Here is a 15,502-nt window from a genome sequence, read left to right on the forward strand (position 1 = left end):
TAGAAAAAGCGCCCCGGCTCTGTTTGGACAGAAGGGGGCAGCGTGAGGATTCGAGGCAGATTGCGCGGAGGCTCCAGGCCGCCGCGGGTCTGCCTTGAATTTTGCTTTCCTGCACAAAAAGACCGGCATCCTTCGGGCAGAACGCCCAAGGGGTGCCGGTTTTTGCAGGGGAAGGGGAAAGGCGCGGACCTTATTTTCGGTCCGCGAAAGAGGAGCGGGTCAGACGGCTCATCCGGTATTCCCGGGGGCTCTGGCCATAGTGGGCCCGGAAAAGGCGGTAGAAATAGCTGGTGTTTTCATACCCGACCTGGGCAATGATCTGCTGGATGGTCATGTCGCTGCGGCGCAGCATCCGGGCCGCCGTTTCCAGACGGTGCTTTTGCAGCAGTTCTTTGTAGGTTTTGCCGGTCTCGGCCCGGACACATTCGCTGACGTAGGCCAGCGAAACCTCATAAGTACGCGCCACATTCGAGAGGTTGGCCTCCCGATAGTTGTTGACGATTTCATCGAGGGCGGCGCGGACCAGCGCCTCTTTGTTCACCGTACCGCTCCGGCCGGGGCCTGTACGCAGGTCCTTCGCTTGTAGTTCAGTCATAGTTTCCTCCGATCGATGCAGAGCCTGGAGCTCTTTCGTTCATTCCAAATACGAAATAAGGACGAGCTTTATTGCGAAATTGCACGTATGGAAGAACTTTTACATCTTGGCAACAGGCAGGAAACAGATTGCTCATAATCTGTACAAAAATAAGGTCCTTTTCCACGGCGCAGCCCCCAAAAGCGCAAAAAACGGCCCGCCGCATGCGCGGCAGGCCGCCGGACCAGAGGGTCCGTTTTGAAAAAGATCAGAAGAGGTTCTCGTTTTTGTACAGGCCGGTGCGGGTGAACTGGACCCATTCGGCCACGTTGACGGCGTGGTCGGCGATCCGCTCCAGGTACTTGATGACCATCAGCAGATCCAGGGCGGCGTCCACCTGGCCGGGATTGGCCGCAATCTCCTCGGCCAGGGTCCGCTTGACGGCGTTGAAGTCGTAGTCCACCTCGTCGTCGTCGGCAATCACCTTCTGGGCGGCGTTCATGTCCTCGGCCTGGAAGGCTGCCAGGGCGTCCACCACCATCTTGTGGGCCTTCTGGCCCATCCGGATGGCGTCGCTGACGGCGGGGTCGCCGGCCTTGCGGGAGGTGAACAGGTGGGGCATGATCTCGGCGATGTCCGCAGCGTGATCGCCGATCCGCTCCAGGTCGGTGATGACCTTCATGGCGGCGGAGATCCGGCGCAGGTCCCCGGCCACCGGCTGCTGGCGGAGCAGCAGCACCATGCAGCGGTGCTCGATGTCGTGCTCCATCTCGTTGATCTGGCTGTCGTCCCGGATGATCTGGGCGGCGGCGGCGGCGTCGGTGGAGGCCAGAGCTTCCATGGCGTTTTCCACTGCGTCGGCGCAGGCCTGGCCCATCTCGGCCAGAGCCTGGTTCAGCTCGGTCAGCGCCTCATCATACTGCTTGCGAATGCTCATAGGTTTTCTCCTTTCTCATCAACCCATTAGCCGAACCGGCCAGAGATATAATCCTCGGTCCGCTTGTCTGCGGGGGTGCTGAAGATCTCGCTGGTGGGACCCACCTCCACCAGTTCGCCCAGCAGGAAGAAGGCGGTGCGGTCGCTGATACGGGCGGCCTGCTGCATGTTGTGGGTGACGATGACCACGGTGTAGTTCTTCTTCAGCTCGCTCATCAGCTCCTCCACCTTCATGGTGGAGCCGGGGTCCAGGGCGCTGGTGGGCTCATCCATCAGCAGGACCTCGGGCTTGACGGCCAGGGCGCGGGCAATGCACAGACGCTGCTGCTGGCCGCCCGACAGGCCCAGAGCGCTCTTTTTCAGGCGGTCTTTCACCTCGTCCCACAGAGCGGCACCCCGCAGGCTGCTCTCCACGATCTCGTCCAGCTCTTCCTTTTTGCGCACGCCGTGGAGCTTGGGACCATAGGTGATGTTGTCGTAGATGCTCATGGGGAAGGGGTTGGCCTTCTGGAAGACCATGCCCACGCGGCGGCGCAGGGTGGTGAGGACCATGTTGGGTCCAAAGATGTCCTCACCACGCAGGGTGACGTCGCCCTCGATGCGGATGCCCGGCACCAGGTCGTTCATCCGGTTCAGCGTTTTCAGAAAGGTGGACTTGCCGCAGCCCGAGGGTCCGATCAGAGCGGTGATTTCCCGCTCGCCCACGTCCAGAGAGATGGACTTGAGGGCCTTGAAGTCACCGTACCAGAGGTTCAGGTTCTTCGCCGAAATAACAGGGGTGGTGTTTTGCGTTTCCATATCGTTTTACCTCATTCAATCAGCCCTTTTGGCGGAGATGCTTCTTGGCCAGGCGGGCGGCAATGTTGATGACCAGAACCAGAATCAGCAGGACGGCGCCGATGCCCCAGGCGGAGTCGAAGTCGCCGTTTTCAAAGGCCCGCAGATACAGCAGAACCGACAGGGTCGCGCCGTTGGAGGTGTAGGCCTCGATGATGTTGCCGGCGATGACCTGGGCTGCGCCGGCGGTGAACAGCAGGGCCGCGCTCTCGCCTACGATACGGCCGATGGCCAGGATGCAGCCGGTGACAATGCCGTCGATGCTGCAGGGCAGCACGATGGTGCGGATGATGTGCCATTTGCCGGCGCCTAGGCCCAGAGCGCCCTCGCGGTAGCCCATGGGAACGGTCTTGAGGGACTCCTGGGTGGTGCGGATGATGGTGGGCAGGGTCATGATGACCAGGGTCAGGCTGCCCGACAGCAGGCTGGTCTGGAAGCCCAGGGTCTGGGCAAAGACCAGCATGCCAACCAGGCCGTAGATGATGCTGGGGATGCCGGCCAGGGTCTCGTTGGTGAACTCAATCATCGAGATCAGGCGGCGGTTGGTGGCGTACTCGGTCAGATAGACGGCGGCGCCCACGCCCAGGGGCAGGACGATAATCAGGGTCAAAAGAATGATGTACAGGGTGTTCAGGATGGCGGGCAGGATGCCGTTGGTGCCCCGCAGGATGCTGGAGGTGGTGGTGAGGAAGGTCCAGCTGACGTGGGGCAGACCCCGCACCAGAACCATGCCGATGATGCCCACCACCAGCGCAATCACCAGGACGGCGGCAATCCATACCGCGCAGGTGAAGAACTGGTTCCACAGGCGGCGGGAGGGAGAAAAATCAGCGTAGCGATTACTTTTCACCGTTGCGGCCTCCTTTCAGGAAGAAGTTGAGGACCAGGTTGATGGCCATGATGAACAGGAACAGGATCAGGCCGATGCTGAACAGTGCCTGACGCTGCAGGCCGCTGGCATAACTCATTTCCTTGGCAATGGCGGTGGTCAGGAAGGTGACGCTCTTGAACAGGCCGGGCATGTTGGGGCTGTTGCCGGCCACCATCATGACGGCCATGGCCTCGCCCACGGCGCGGCCAATGCCCAGAACGATGCCGGCGGCAATGCCGCTCTTGGCGGCCGGGACGCTGACCTTGAACCAGGTCTCCGCCTCGGTGGCGCCCAGAGCCAGGCTGCCCTCCTCGTACTCCCGGGGGACGGCGTTGAGGGCCGTCACCGACACCGAGACAATGCTGGGCAGGATCATGATGGACAGCACCAGGATGGCGGTCAGGAGGCAGGCGCCGGAGGCCCGGCCAAAGGCCGCGGCCACAGCGGGGACCAGCAGCTGCATGCCCAGCAGGCCGAAGATAACGCTGGGAATGCCGGACAGTAGCTCAATGGCCGAGGTGGCTGCCGTGCGCAGCTTGGGCGTGGCGGCCTTGGAGAGGAAAACGGCGGTGAGCAGGCCGATGGGGATGCCGATGAGGATGGCGCCCAGGGTGCCATACACGCTGGACAGGATGAAGGGCAGGATGCCGAAGGAAGGCTCGGCGGCGGTCGAGGCCCATTTCTGGCCGAAGAGGAATTCCACAACGCCGATCTGGCCGATGGCCGGCAGACCCGAGATCACCATGTACACGGTAATCAGGGCCACGCAGCCGATGGCCAGAATGCCGCACAGGAAGAAGATGACGTTCATCACCAGCTCCAGCCATTCGGCTGCATTGTGGGGCTTGTTGAATTTTTTCCGGACGACGGCGCCGGAAGCGGAGTCTTGCTGTTTCATAGTAACCCCCATGGTATCAGGATGCAAAACGGCGGTCTACTCCCAAAAACCGCCTGGGACCGCATGGACCCAGGCGGAGTATCTCAGGATTTAAGACCCGGGCTTTGGTTGGGCTTAGCCCTGGGCGTCAACCAGGGGCACAGCGCCGGCCAGACGGATCAGCTCAGCAGCATCCTCGCTGGTAGCGAACTCGATGAAGGCCTTGATAGCGTCGGACTGCTCCACGGAGTCGTTGGTGATGAAGTTGAAGGGACGCTGGACCTCATAAGTACCATCCAGAACGGTGGCCTCGCTGCACTCAACGCCGCCGACGGTCAGGGTCTTGACGGTGTCGCCCACAGCGGACAGGGAAGCGTAGCCGATGGCCAGAGGGTTGGAAGCCACAGCGGAGATGACAGCGCCGGTAGCGGTCAGCTCCTGATCGTACTGGCAAGCATCCTCCACGCCCACGATGCTCTCGAAGCCGTCGCGGGTGCCGGAACCAGCCTCACGGCCGATGACAACGATCTCGCCGTCCTCGCCGCCAACCTCGGACCAGTTGGTGATTTCCTTGGTGAAGATCTGAGCCAGCTGATCCACGGTCAGGTCGGACACAGCGCTCTCGTTGTTGACCACGATGGCGATGCCGTCCAGGGCGACGGTGGTGGCGGTGACGCCGGTCTCATCGTCGTGCAGGCCGCGGGAAGCCAGGCCGATGTCCAGGGTCTGCTCCACAGCACCGGTGATGCCAGCGCCCGAACCGGTGGGATCGTAGCTGATGGTGACGTTGGGAGCGACCTCGGCGAAGCCCTCGGTCAGAGCCTCGATGACGCTGTTCATCGAGGTGGAACCGCCGGTGGCGATCTTGCCGGACAGGCTGCTCAGATCACCGGCAGCGGCGGAAGAAGCAGTGGAAGAAGCGGTGGAAGACACAGCAGACGAAGCAGCGGTGGAGCTGGAAGAGCTGCCGCAGGCGGTCAGAACGCCGGCCACAGCCGCAGCGCCGCAAACGGCCAGGAAGGAACGACGATTGATCTTTTTCATAGGAATTTTCCTCCAAAATCACAGCACCGGGAATGTGTCGGCCCGGCGATCTTTTTCTTTTTGCTTTCCTCTCGGAACGACCCCATTGTACAACCAAACCGCCTCGGCTGCGACCATGACCAGGGAAAATTCACGTAAAGTTTTGGGCGGTGGTTTTGCCGAAAAGAAAAGAAAAGGTAAAATCGGGGCCAAAAGAATAGCCCTGAATTTTACATTTCCCGTGAAAGTGGAGAAAATCGGGCCTTTTGCCCCGACAAAAAGACGAAACGCCCCCGCGGCCCAAAACAAAATCCCGGCGAACGCTGCCGTTCGCCGGGATGGGTTCAGGGTTTTGCGGGGGCGGAGTGGGATCAGACGATCCGGACGCCCTTCTGGATGACGGACTGGATGTTCAGGGCCTTGTCCGCCAAAATGATGTTGCCGTAGCGGCCGGGAGCCAGAGAACCGTAGTCGGCCTCCAGACCGATGCTCTTGGCAGGGTTCTCGGAGGCGGCGCGGACGGCGCTCTCCAGAGGCACGCCCATATCCAGGACGGCCCGCTTCATGCAGTCATACAGGCAGGTAGCGCTGCCGGCGATGACGCCGGGGTTCTCGGTCAGGGTAGCCCGAGGACCGGTGACGGTGACCGCCTGGCCGCCCAGGCTGTACTGGCCGTCGGGCAGGCCGCAGGCCATCATGCTGTCGGCAATCAGGATCACCCGGTCGTCTCCAAAGGTGTTGAAGGTGAACCGGACCATGGCGGGATGAATGTGGATGTTGTCGGTGATGAGCTCCACCTCGGCATGCTTTTCCAGGGCTGCAATGATGGGGCCGGGCTCCCGGTGGGAGATGCCGGGCATGGCGTTGTAGAGGTGGGTCATGTGGCTGGCGCCGGCGTCAAAGGCCTGGATGGCGGTGGCGTAATCGGTGCAGGTGTGGGCAATGGAAATCCGCACCTCGTCCTTGCACTGGGCGATGAAGTCCAGCGCGCCCTCCACCTCGGGGGCGATGTCCACCAGCTTGATGAGGCCGCCCGACCGCTTCTGCAGACGGCGGAACATCCCTACATCGGGGCCGTGGAGATAAGCGGGGTTCTGGGCGCCCAGCTTCTGGGGGCTGATGAAGGGGCCCTCCATGTTGATGCCCACCAGGTCGGCGCCGCGGCCGTTCTTGTGGGCGGCGGCTGCGTCCATGACGCCGTTCAGAATCTCTTCGGAATAGGTCATGGTGGCGGGGCAGATGGCCAGGATGCCGCGGCTGGCCTCGAAATCGGCCAGGGCCTGAATGGCCTCCTCGCTGGCGTCACAGAAATCATGGCCCATGGCGCCGTGGAAGTGGAGGTCCAGCAGGCCGGGCAGGGCGTACAGCCCGCCGGCGTCGATGACCTCTTCCCCGGGCTGGGGGGTCAGATCGGTGACGATGCGGCCGTCACGGACGGCCAGGTCCCCGGGAACAAAGGTGTGCTCGGGGGTATAGATGAGAGCGTTTTTCAGGATCATGGGGAAATACCTCCTGCCGCTCCCGCAGGCCGGCTTGTCCCGCTGGGACCGCCTGGGCCGGGGAGCGAATCAATCCGCCGCAAAACGGCGGTGCAGTGGGATCAGACCAGGCTCAGAGCCTCCTCGTCGCCCACCAGGATGAAGTCGGGGTGCATCTGCAGGATGGAAGCCGGGAGCTCGGGGGTGACCGGGCCGAAGAAAGCCTTCTTGATGATCTCGGCCTTGTTGGCGCCATTGGCCACCATCAGGACCTTGCGGGCCTGCATGATGGTCTTGATGCCCATGGTGTAGGCCTGGCGGGGAACCAGAGCCTCGTTGCCGTCAAAGAAGCGCTTGTTGGCCTCGATGGTGCTCTCGGTCAGGTCCACGCAGTGGGTGCCCAGCTCGAAGGCCTCGCCCGGCTCGTTGAAGCCGATGTGACCGTCGATGCCGATGCCCAGCAGCTGCAGGTCGATGCCGCCCACGTCGCGGATGATCTGGTCATACTCGCGGCAGGCTGCCTCGGCGTCGGGGTTGGAGCCGTCCGGCACATGGATGTGGTCGGGACGGACGTTCACGTGCTCGAACAGGTTCTTCTGCATGAAGTACCAGTAGCTCTGCTCGTGGGTGCGGGGCAGGCCGCGGTACTCGTCCAGGTTGACGGTGGTGACCTCGGAGAAGTCCAGGTCGCCCTTGTTGTACCAGTCGATCAGCTGGGCGTAGGTGCCCACGGGGGTGCCGCCGGTGGCCAGGCCCAGCACACAGGCCGGCTTCATGATGACCTGGGCCGAGATGATGTTGGCGGCCTTGCGGGACATGTCTTTGTAATCCTTTGCGCGAATGATCTTCATAGGGATAAACCTCCGTTTCAGGGTGTGTTCCTGCTCACGTTTTGGATAATTCCATTATAACACATCTGTATGGACAGACTGTGACAAAAAGGAGCCGCCGAAAGCAGGGCTGTTCGGCCCGCCCTCGGCGGCTATGAAAGGGGAGACGGGGCAACCAGTCCCCGCCGGTTTACATGGGAATGGGATGAGTGGGGCGGCGATGGCTCAGAGAGCCGGCCGCTCTCAGAGCATCTTCTTCAGTTCATCGTAAACGAACTGCACCTTGGGTCCGATGATGACCTGGCAGGCGTTCTTGCTGGGACGGACAACGCCGGCAGCACCTGCATTCTTAACGGCCTTTTCATCAACGGCGGTGTAGTCGTTGATCTCGAAACGCAGACGGGTTGCGCAGTACTCAACATTCTTGATGTTGCCCTTGCCGCCCACAGCTGCCAGGACGCCCGCAGCGACCTGGGTGTAGTTGTTGTTGGCCAGCACAACCTTCTTCTCTGCGTCGGTGTTCTCATCCTCGTCCTCACGGCCCGGAGTCTTGAAATCAAAGGTCTTGATCAGGACGTAGAAGGCAATGAAGAACAGAACAGCAGCCAGCAGGCCCAGAGGCAGGATCATCCAGGTCTTTTCAGCAGCGGGCAGCGAAGCGGAGAAGACCAGGTCCGTTGCACCAGCCGAGAAGGAGAAGCCTGCGCGGAAGCCGCTGTAGTAGGTGATGACGGTCATGACGCCGTACAGCAGGGCGTACACGACGTACAGGGGGAATGCCACGAACATGAAGGAGAACTCGAAGGGCTCGGTAACGCCGCAGACGAAAGCACAGACTGCAGTGGAGATCAGCAGGCCGGCAGCAGCCTTCTTGTTCTTGGCGGTGGCGATCATGGCGGCAGCAGCAGCCGGGACACCGAACATCATGCAGGGGAAGAAGCCGGACATGTACATGCCCAGGCTCCAGGTGACGTCAGCGCTGGTCTTGCCTGCCCAGAAGTTGGTCAGGTCGCCCAGGCCGATGGTGTCAAACCAGAACACGTTGTTCAGAGCGTGGTGCATGCCGATGGGGATCAGCAGACGGTTCAGGAAAGCGTAGATGCCAGCGCCGAATGCGCCCAGGCCGACGATGGCGTCGCCCACGGCAACCAGACCGCCGAAGACCAGAGGCCAGACGAACAGCAGGACCACAGAGGCCAGAATCGAGACCACGGCAGCGGCCATGGCGACGAAGCGCTTGCCGCTGAAGAAGGCCAGGAAGTCGGGCAGCTGCATGGTCTTAAAGCGGTTGTAGGACCAGGCACCGATCAGGCCGCACAGAATGCCGATGAAGGGGTTGGAGATCTTGCTGAAAGCGATGTACTGGGTGGAACCTTCCACGATGCTGGGCATAATGGTGGTGACCACGCCAACGCTCAGCAGCTGCTGGACCATCAGCCAGGAGGCCAGGCCAGCCAGAGCGGGGGTGCCGTCCGGCTCATCGGCCATGCCGACTGCAACGCCGATGACGAACAGGATTTGCATATTGTCGATCAGAGCGCCGCCGGCCTTCACCAGCAGGAAGCCGATGATCTGAGTCAGACCCTCGACCGAGCCGCCCTGCATGGTAGACGGACACAGCGCATAGCCGATACCCATCAGCAGACCGCAGATGGGCAGCACTGCGACGGGCAGCATCAGAGACTTGCCCAGTTTTTGCAGGTACTTCATCATAAGTGATATCCTCCCTTGTGCGCGAGGCGGTAACCGCCGCCTCTATGAAAAATAAAGGGCGTGCAAACACGCTTCTGGTTGCCAACGTGTTCACACTTGTGTAACAACATTGTAGCACATTTGTCAAAGAAAAGCTATAGATTTTCTGGAAAATGAAAAAATTTTTGGACGAATTGCATGAATATCGAAAAAAATACAGCCGGTTTTATTTTTGCGGGAAAAGGATTGACGAAGGTATGAAAAATATTCAACTTCGAGCGAATAAAGATGCACCAAACTGAATAGGTGCGGTTTGGGGGTGACCGGACGAAGGGGGTTGTGGTATAATAGCTATACATGATTATTGTATCTGGAAGTGCACGCTGCGCGTGGGGACAAGGACATGATTCTTGAACCCGGAGGAGCCTGCTGGGCGCGGATGGGCTTTGGGCTGCGTTGACGGACAGGACAAACGGACACGGACGCACGGAGGCGGAGCGCCGCCCGCCGGCGAGCCGGGACAAAACAGGAAAGAAGGGACCCCGGCTGTTCCGGCCGGCGGCATTCACCTTATCATATTACAGGACAAAACCAGATTATGTTTGACAGGAGGCATATACAATGGAATGGACGGACATCCGAGTGACGGTGGCCCAGAAGGACGCCGAGCTGGCCGAAGCGGCTGCAACCATGATCGCCGAGGGCGGCATCTACATTGAGGACTACAGCGACATTGAGCAGCAGGTGGCGGAGATCGCCCATGTGGACCTCATCGAGCCCGAGCTGCTGGAAAAGCCCCGGGACGTGGTGATTATTCATATTTATCTGGAGCCGGGGGCCCAGCCTGCCGAGACCCTGGCGGCCATCGAGGCCCGGATGGAGGCCGCCGGCATCGCCTATACGGTGGAAACCGAAGGGGTAGAGCAGGAGGACTGGCAGAACGGCTGGCGGAAGTACTATCATCCGCTGGAGATCGGCCGGCGCCTGGCGGTGGTGCCCTCCTGGCAGGAGTACGACACCGACCGGGTCAAGCTGCTGCTGGACCCGGGCCTGGCCTTCGGCACCGGCGGCCATGAGACCACCGGCCTCTGCATGGAGGCGCTGGACGAGCTGGTCCAGGGCGGCGAGCGGATGCTGGATATCGGCACCGGCAGCGGCATTCTGGCCATTGCGGCCCTCAAGCTGGGGGCAGCCAGCGCCGAAGGCGTGGACATTGACCCGGTAGCGGTCCGCACCGCCGTGGAAAACGCCGCCCTCAACGGGGTGGAGAGCCGGTTCCGCGGACTGGTGGGCGACCTGTCCGATCAGGCCAGCGGCACCTATCAGATTGTCACCGCCAACATCGTGGCCAATGCCATCATCTCTCTGTCCCCGGCGGTGCCGGGACTGCTGGCCGACGGCGGACATTTCATTGCCAGCGGAATCATTGACACCCGCGCCGACGAGGTGGAGGCTGCTCTGAAGGCTGCCGGCCTGGCGGTGAAGGAGCGCAAAGAAAAGCGCGGCTGGGTCTGCTTTGTCTGCACCGCCGCCTGAACCTACCGATCAACAGGAGAAGAAACCAAGATGCCGCACCGTTATTTTACCACCGATGTCTGGCCCGCCGAGGGCCGGGCCTTTCTGCGGGGAGCCGATGCCCATCACCTGGCCCGGGTTATGCGGGCTAGGACAGGGGATCAGGTGATCCTCTGCGACGGCAACGCCGTGGAGTATACCGCCACCATCACCGGCTTTGGGGAGGACGAAGTGGAGTTCTCCATCCAGGAGGGGTATCCTTCGGCGGCCGAGCCCACCGTGGAAGTGACCCTGCTGGCGGGCTATCCCAAGCAGGACAAGCTGGAGCAGATCATCCGCCACGGCGTCGAGCTGGGATGCAGCCACATCATTCCCTTTTTCAGCCGCTACTGCGTGGCGGCCCCCAAAAAAGAGGACCAGAAGAACGTCCGTTACAACCGCATCGCCTATGAGGCGGCCAAGCAGTGCGGCCGGGGCATTTTGCCCGACGTAGGGATGCCGCTGCTCAATTTCGGAGCGGTCTGCCGCACCTTTGACCAGTACGACCTGGTGCTGTTTTGCTATGAATGCGGCGGCGCGCCCCTGCGCCAGCTGCTGGCCGACACGCCGGCCCCTGAGGGACGGCCGCTGCGCATTGCCATCGTTACCGGTGCCGAAGGCGGCTTTGCCGCCGAAGAAGCCGAGGCCGCCTCGGCCGCCGGCGCGAAAACGGTGGGCCTGGGTCCCCGCATTCTCCGCTGTGAGACCGCGCCCCTGGCCGTCCTGGCCTCGGTCATGACCCTCACCCAAAACCTCGAGTAACCCTACCTACTTTTTCGAGAAAAAGTAGGCAAAAGGCAGCTTTGGCTCGGCGCGTCCTGCGGACGAAACAGCCGAGCCGAAGCTGGCGCCGCGCTCCGATTTTTGCAAGCGCCCGCCGTGGCGCGCCGCAAAAACCGGCTAAGCGCAAGAGGATTCACTGTGTACCATAGACTTTCCGGGTCTCCCAAGGTTCCGCGGGGCCTTTACGCTCCGGCTCGCTCTCGGCGTTTGGGGCTGCGCCCCGGTACGATGCAAGGCTCAAGCATAACCTGATTTTCTCTTTTTTGAGAAAAAGCAGGCAAAAAGCTTTTCATCTGGTACCGCTGACTGCTGTGGTCCTCACAAAGCCCTGCCGGCGGCAAGGTTTCAGCCGCTTTATCAGGTTCCCGGGCTGCGCCTCGGTGAGTCCAGGGTTTTGCGAGGCCGAATCTATAGTTTGTTTTGGTGTGCTGCTTTCTGGCACATGGAAAGTTTCATAAGTACACAAATCCCCGTTCCTGTTCATCACAGGGGCGGGGATTTTTTGTTTTAAAGTGTGGTTTTGGTTTGGTTTTGGCCGCTTTTCTGCGGTTCAGAAAATCAGGCTATGAGGTGGTTTGCATCGTACCCGGCCGCAGGCCGGACCTAACGTAAGCGCGGCATAGTCTGCAACCTTCACAAACGGCATAAAGAGCGGCTAGAGTTGATGGTACCCAGTAAAGCTTTTTGCAAGGCTTTTTCACGAAAAAGCCGGGTGACAAAAAATAGATCAAAAATTTGTAGATTTTGCCTGTTGCGGAAGGTACAGAAATTGCAACATTTTTATGCTATACTTAAACAATAAAATCTTGGAATGAATCCACAGCGGACCGCTCAGGCCCCAAACGGCATGAATGCAGCCGCGCATCAAAGGAGGGAATGCAGATGGGTGCAGCAGAAGAAAAGACCTGCCGCGGCCTTGTTCTGGCGGGCGGCGGAGCCCGGGGCAGCTACCAGGTGGGCGTGTGGCGCGCGCTGGATGAGCTGGGCTGGACCGCCGATGTGGTCACCGGTACCAGTGTGGGCTGTCTCAACGGTGCCATGTATGTTTTGGGCCAGTATGAGACCGCTCGGGATATGTGGCTGTCCATCCGCAGTTCCGACGTGATGGAACTGCCTGCGCCCGGCACCGGCCTGGGCGGTTTGGGGGAAGTGGTGCGGCAGTTTGTGGCCGAGGGAGGACTGGATGTCACCCCGCTGGAGGAAATTGTCAGCCGGGTTCTGGACGAAGAGGCCCTGCGGGCGTCGCCGGTGAAGTTTGGACTGGTGACGGTGGAAAAACGGGGCCTGAAACCCCGGGAACTGAGCCTGGAAGAAATCCCCGTGGGCAAGGTGAAGGACTACCTGCTGGCGTCGTCGGCCTGTTTCCCGGCACTGCGTGCCCGCAATATCGACGGGGTGGAATACCTGGACGGCGGTTACGCCGATAATATGCCCGCCGGCCTGGCGGCCCGTCTGGGAGCGGAAGAACTGGTCTGCGTGGATCTGGAAGGGGTGGGCATCACCAAACCCAACCGCACCGGCCTGCCCACCACCCTGATCCGCAGCCATTGGGAACTGGGGGATATCCTGCGGTTTGAACCCGATGTGGCTCGCCGGAATATCGAGCTGGGTTATTATGATACCATGCGGGCCTTTGGCCGCCTGCGGGGCGATGCGTATCCCATTTCCCTGGTGGGCAGCGCCGAGGCGGCGGCAGAGTTCCGGGGACGGTTTGACCCTCTGCGGGATCTGGTGAAAGACCGCTGGCCGGCGGCCCATATTCCCGCCGTGCTGGCTCTGGCCCTGGCCGACCTGCAGGATGAGCCGCTGGCGCCGCTGGAGGCCGCCGCCGAGGAGGCCGGCGTAGAACCCACCCAACTGTATACGGTACAGTCTCTGGGAGAGGCCTTCCTGGCCGCCTGCGACGGGGAACGGCTGGCCACCTTTGACCCGCTGTTTGACGGGACCGGAAACGGCGCGCTGGCCGCCCGGGCCGCGCTGCTGCCGCATTTGTTTTTGCAAGCCCTTGTCCGCCGCGCGCTGACGGGGCCTCTTGTGCCGGAGGTGATCGCATGAAAAAATACCAGGGTGTGTCTGTTTCGTCCGGGCTGGTGCTGGGCCAAGTGAGCCTGATCAGCAAGAGCAACCGGGACAGAACCTCCATCAACCGCAATCCCCAAAACCCGGAAAAAGAGATGCAGCTGCTGGAAGATGCGATCCGCACCGCCCAGAGTGAACTGGAATCCATGGCCAACCGGGCGGACGCCAGCGAGCAGGCGATTTTCTGGTTTCAGAGCATGCTGCTGGAGGACGAAAGCTTTCTGAATGAGGTTCACTCCTATATCCAGGCGGGCACCGGCGCGGCCGAGGCCATGAACCGGGTGGGCCAGCGCTATGCCGACAAGCTCCTGGCCATGACCGACAACACCTATCTTCGGCTGCGCAATGTGGACATTCTGGACGCCACCCAGCGGGTCATCAATATTTTGTGCGACCGGCCCCGGATGCGCCTGACGCTGGACCATCCGGTGATTCTGGCCGCCGATCAGCTGATGCCCAGCGACCTGTTCAGCATTCCGGCGGGGATGATTCTGGGCATCATTACATCCGAGGGCAGCGCCCTCAGCCATGCGGCCATCATTGCCCGCGCCCGCAAAATTCCCAGCCTGGTGCAGGTGGGACGGGATTTCCTGGACGACTGCGACGGCCGTATTGTGGTGCTGGACGCCGACGAGGGGGCGTGCATTCTGGACCCTGACGCAGATACCCGCCAGCAGATGGTGGCCCGCATCTGTGCCGGCCAGCGGGAGGAGGAAGGCAATCTGGCAACCCCGCTGCAGGATATGCCCTGTACCACCCGGGACGGCACCCCCTTTGAGCTGCTGGCCAACTGCTTTGGCCCTGAGGACATCGACAGCGCCATCCAGTCGGGCGCCGCCGGCGTGGGCCTGCTGCGCAGTGACTATCAGATTCTGGCCGGCGATACCTTTGACGAGCAGGAACAGTACTTTTATTATACAGCCTGTATTGCCGCCGCCGGCGGCAAACCCATTACGGTGCGGACTTTTGACTTTGGTTCCGACCGCACCCTCTCCAATGTCTACCGCGGGGACCAGTCGGCCCATCTGGGGATGCGGGGCATCCGCAGCAGCCTGCGCAGCCCCCGCAATTTCGAGGCCCAGATCCGCGCCCTCATGCGGGCCGGTACCCGGGGCCCGCTGCGAATCGTGTTCCCCATGGTCACCAACGTGGAGGACTGGGATGCCGCCATGCGGCTGGTGGCCCATTGCCGCCAGAACCTGGACGAGCGGGGCGTCCCCTATAAGTCGGACGTGCCCTTCGGAATCATGCTCAGCATCCCGGCGGCCTGCCTGACTGCTGACGATTTCATCCGGCACGGGTGCCAGTTCTTTGTCATCGGCACCAACGACCTGACCCAGTACACCCATGCCGCCGGCCGCGAAATCACCAGCGCCGAGCGCTATTTCCAGCCCACCAGCAAAGCCATGTACCGCCTGATCCGCATGACGGTGGATGCCGCCGAGAACGGACATATCCCCGTCACCATCTGCGGTTTGGCGGTGGGCGATTCCTCCAACGCAGTGCAGTACCTTCATATGGGCCTGCGCAGCTTCTCCATGGGTCCCCAGAACCTGCTCAGCGTCAAAAAGGCCCTGCTGGAGTCGGAGGCCCGCCCCGACCGAGAGGGTCCGCCCGAGCAGGGGTGACGCGCTGCACAACTTTTGGAGTTATACATTTTGGATCGATCCTTACATAACGCCGCTCAAGCGCCTGGAAACAGGCGCTTTTCTTTTTTGCAGAAAAACCCGAACAATGAATAAATATGCAATAAGCCTCGAAAAACAAGGCCGGCTTTCCCAAGAAAAATGGCCTTGTATCCAAGATGGACCTTTCCAAACTATATAAAATAAAGCAAAAATGGAAAATCTTGAAATCGGGTCTTGACACCGGGGGGGGTATGGTATTATAGGCACACAAAGGAAAGGACCTTCCTTTGAACCTGTTTTGGGTCTCTATCTTTTTACACCATTAAGGAGGAAAAATTCA

The 15,502-nt window shown here is 61.0% G+C and carries 13 protein-coding genes; 4 read left to right on the plus strand and 9 right to left on the minus strand.

Annotation, left to right across the window (positions count from 1 at the left end; translation table 11 throughout):
• Window positions 1-190 precede the first annotated feature (190 nt).
• The 9 genes from B5E67_RS12325 to B5E67_RS12365 form a co-directional block, all read right to left on the minus strand.
• On the minus strand, window positions 191-595 hold the full coding sequence (locus B5E67_RS12325) for a helix-turn-helix transcriptional regulator (RefSeq protein WP_087366657.1): 405 nt from the start codon (window positions 593-595) through the stop codon (window positions 191-193).
• 247 nt (window positions 596-842) lie between these two features.
• The gene (phoU, locus tag B5E67_RS12330; RefSeq protein ID WP_087385529.1) at window positions 843-1,511 is read right to left on the minus strand and encodes a phosphate signaling complex protein PhoU; all 669 of its coding nucleotides are present in this window, start codon (window positions 1,509-1,511) and stop codon (window positions 843-845) included.
• A 26-nt stretch (window positions 1,512-1,537) separates the two neighbouring features.
• Window positions 1,538-2,308 (minus strand): phosphate ABC transporter ATP-binding protein PstB, encoded by a 771-nt coding sequence (pstB, locus tag B5E67_RS12335; RefSeq protein ID WP_087247954.1) that lies wholly within the window; start codon window positions 2,306-2,308, stop codon window positions 1,538-1,540.
• Between the two features lie 19 nt (window positions 2,309-2,327).
• Complete coding sequence (gene pstA / locus B5E67_RS12340) at window positions 2,328-3,155, minus strand: phosphate ABC transporter permease PstA (protein WP_087248008.1); 828 nt, start codon at window positions 3,153-3,155, stop codon at window positions 2,328-2,330.
• A gap of 31 nt (window positions 3,156-3,186) precedes the next feature.
• Window positions 3,187-4,029 carry a phosphate ABC transporter permease subunit PstC gene (gene pstC / locus B5E67_RS12345; protein WP_087248010.1) on the minus strand — a complete coding sequence of 281 codons (843 nt, stop codon included), beginning with the start codon at window positions 4,027-4,029 and terminating at the stop codon, window positions 3,187-3,189.
• A 201-nt stretch (window positions 4,030-4,230) separates the two neighbouring features.
• Entirely contained in the window at window positions 4,231-5,139 is a 909-nt protein-coding gene (locus tag B5E67_RS12350) for a phosphate ABC transporter substrate-binding protein (RefSeq protein WP_087385530.1), read from the minus strand.
• Between the two features lie 350 nt (window positions 5,140-5,489).
• On the minus strand, window positions 5,490-6,617 hold the full coding sequence (gene nagA, locus B5E67_RS12355; RefSeq protein WP_087247950.1) for an N-acetylglucosamine-6-phosphate deacetylase: 1,128 nt from the start codon (window positions 6,615-6,617) through the stop codon (window positions 5,490-5,492).
• A 101-nt stretch (window positions 6,618-6,718) separates the two neighbouring features.
• Complete coding sequence (nagB, locus tag B5E67_RS12360) at window positions 6,719-7,447, minus strand: glucosamine-6-phosphate deaminase (RefSeq protein WP_087385531.1); 729 nt, start codon at window positions 7,445-7,447, stop codon at window positions 6,719-6,721.
• A gap of 222 nt (window positions 7,448-7,669) precedes the next feature.
• Window positions 7,670-9,139 (minus strand): PTS transporter subunit EIIC, encoded by a 1,470-nt coding sequence (locus B5E67_RS12365; protein WP_087385532.1) that lies wholly within the window; start codon window positions 9,137-9,139, stop codon window positions 7,670-7,672.
• Between the two features lie 600 nt (window positions 9,140-9,739).
• Between B5E67_RS12365 and prmA the strand changes: the two genes are divergently transcribed.
• The 4 genes from prmA to B5E67_RS12385 all read left to right on the plus strand — a co-directional run bounded on the left by prmA (window position 9,740) and on the right by B5E67_RS12385 (window position 15,162).
• Complete coding sequence (prmA, locus tag B5E67_RS12370; RefSeq protein WP_087385533.1) at window positions 9,740-10,654, plus strand: 50S ribosomal protein L11 methyltransferase; 915 nt, start codon at window positions 9,740-9,742, stop codon at window positions 10,652-10,654.
• A 30-nt stretch (window positions 10,655-10,684) separates the two neighbouring features.
• On the plus strand, window positions 10,685-11,434 hold the full coding sequence (locus B5E67_RS12375; protein WP_087247942.1) for a 16S rRNA (uracil(1498)-N(3))-methyltransferase: 750 nt from the start codon (window positions 10,685-10,687) through the stop codon (window positions 11,432-11,434).
• A 903-nt stretch (window positions 11,435-12,337) separates the two neighbouring features.
• Complete coding sequence (locus tag B5E67_RS12380) at window positions 12,338-13,510, plus strand: patatin-like phospholipase family protein (protein ID WP_087385534.1); 1,173 nt, start codon at window positions 12,338-12,340, stop codon at window positions 13,508-13,510.
• A complete protein-coding gene (locus B5E67_RS12385; protein ID WP_087385535.1) occupies window positions 13,507-15,162 on the plus strand; it encodes a putative PEP-binding protein in 1,656 nt (551 codons plus the stop codon). Before B5E67_RS12380 ends, B5E67_RS12385 begins: the two co-directional genes overlap by 4 nt.
• Window positions 15,163-15,502: the final 340 nt, after the last annotated feature.

This window comes from Faecalibacterium sp. An122, assembly GCF_002160895.1.
Taxonomy (GTDB): domain Bacteria; phylum Bacillota; class Clostridia; order Oscillospirales; family Ruminococcaceae; genus Faecalibacterium.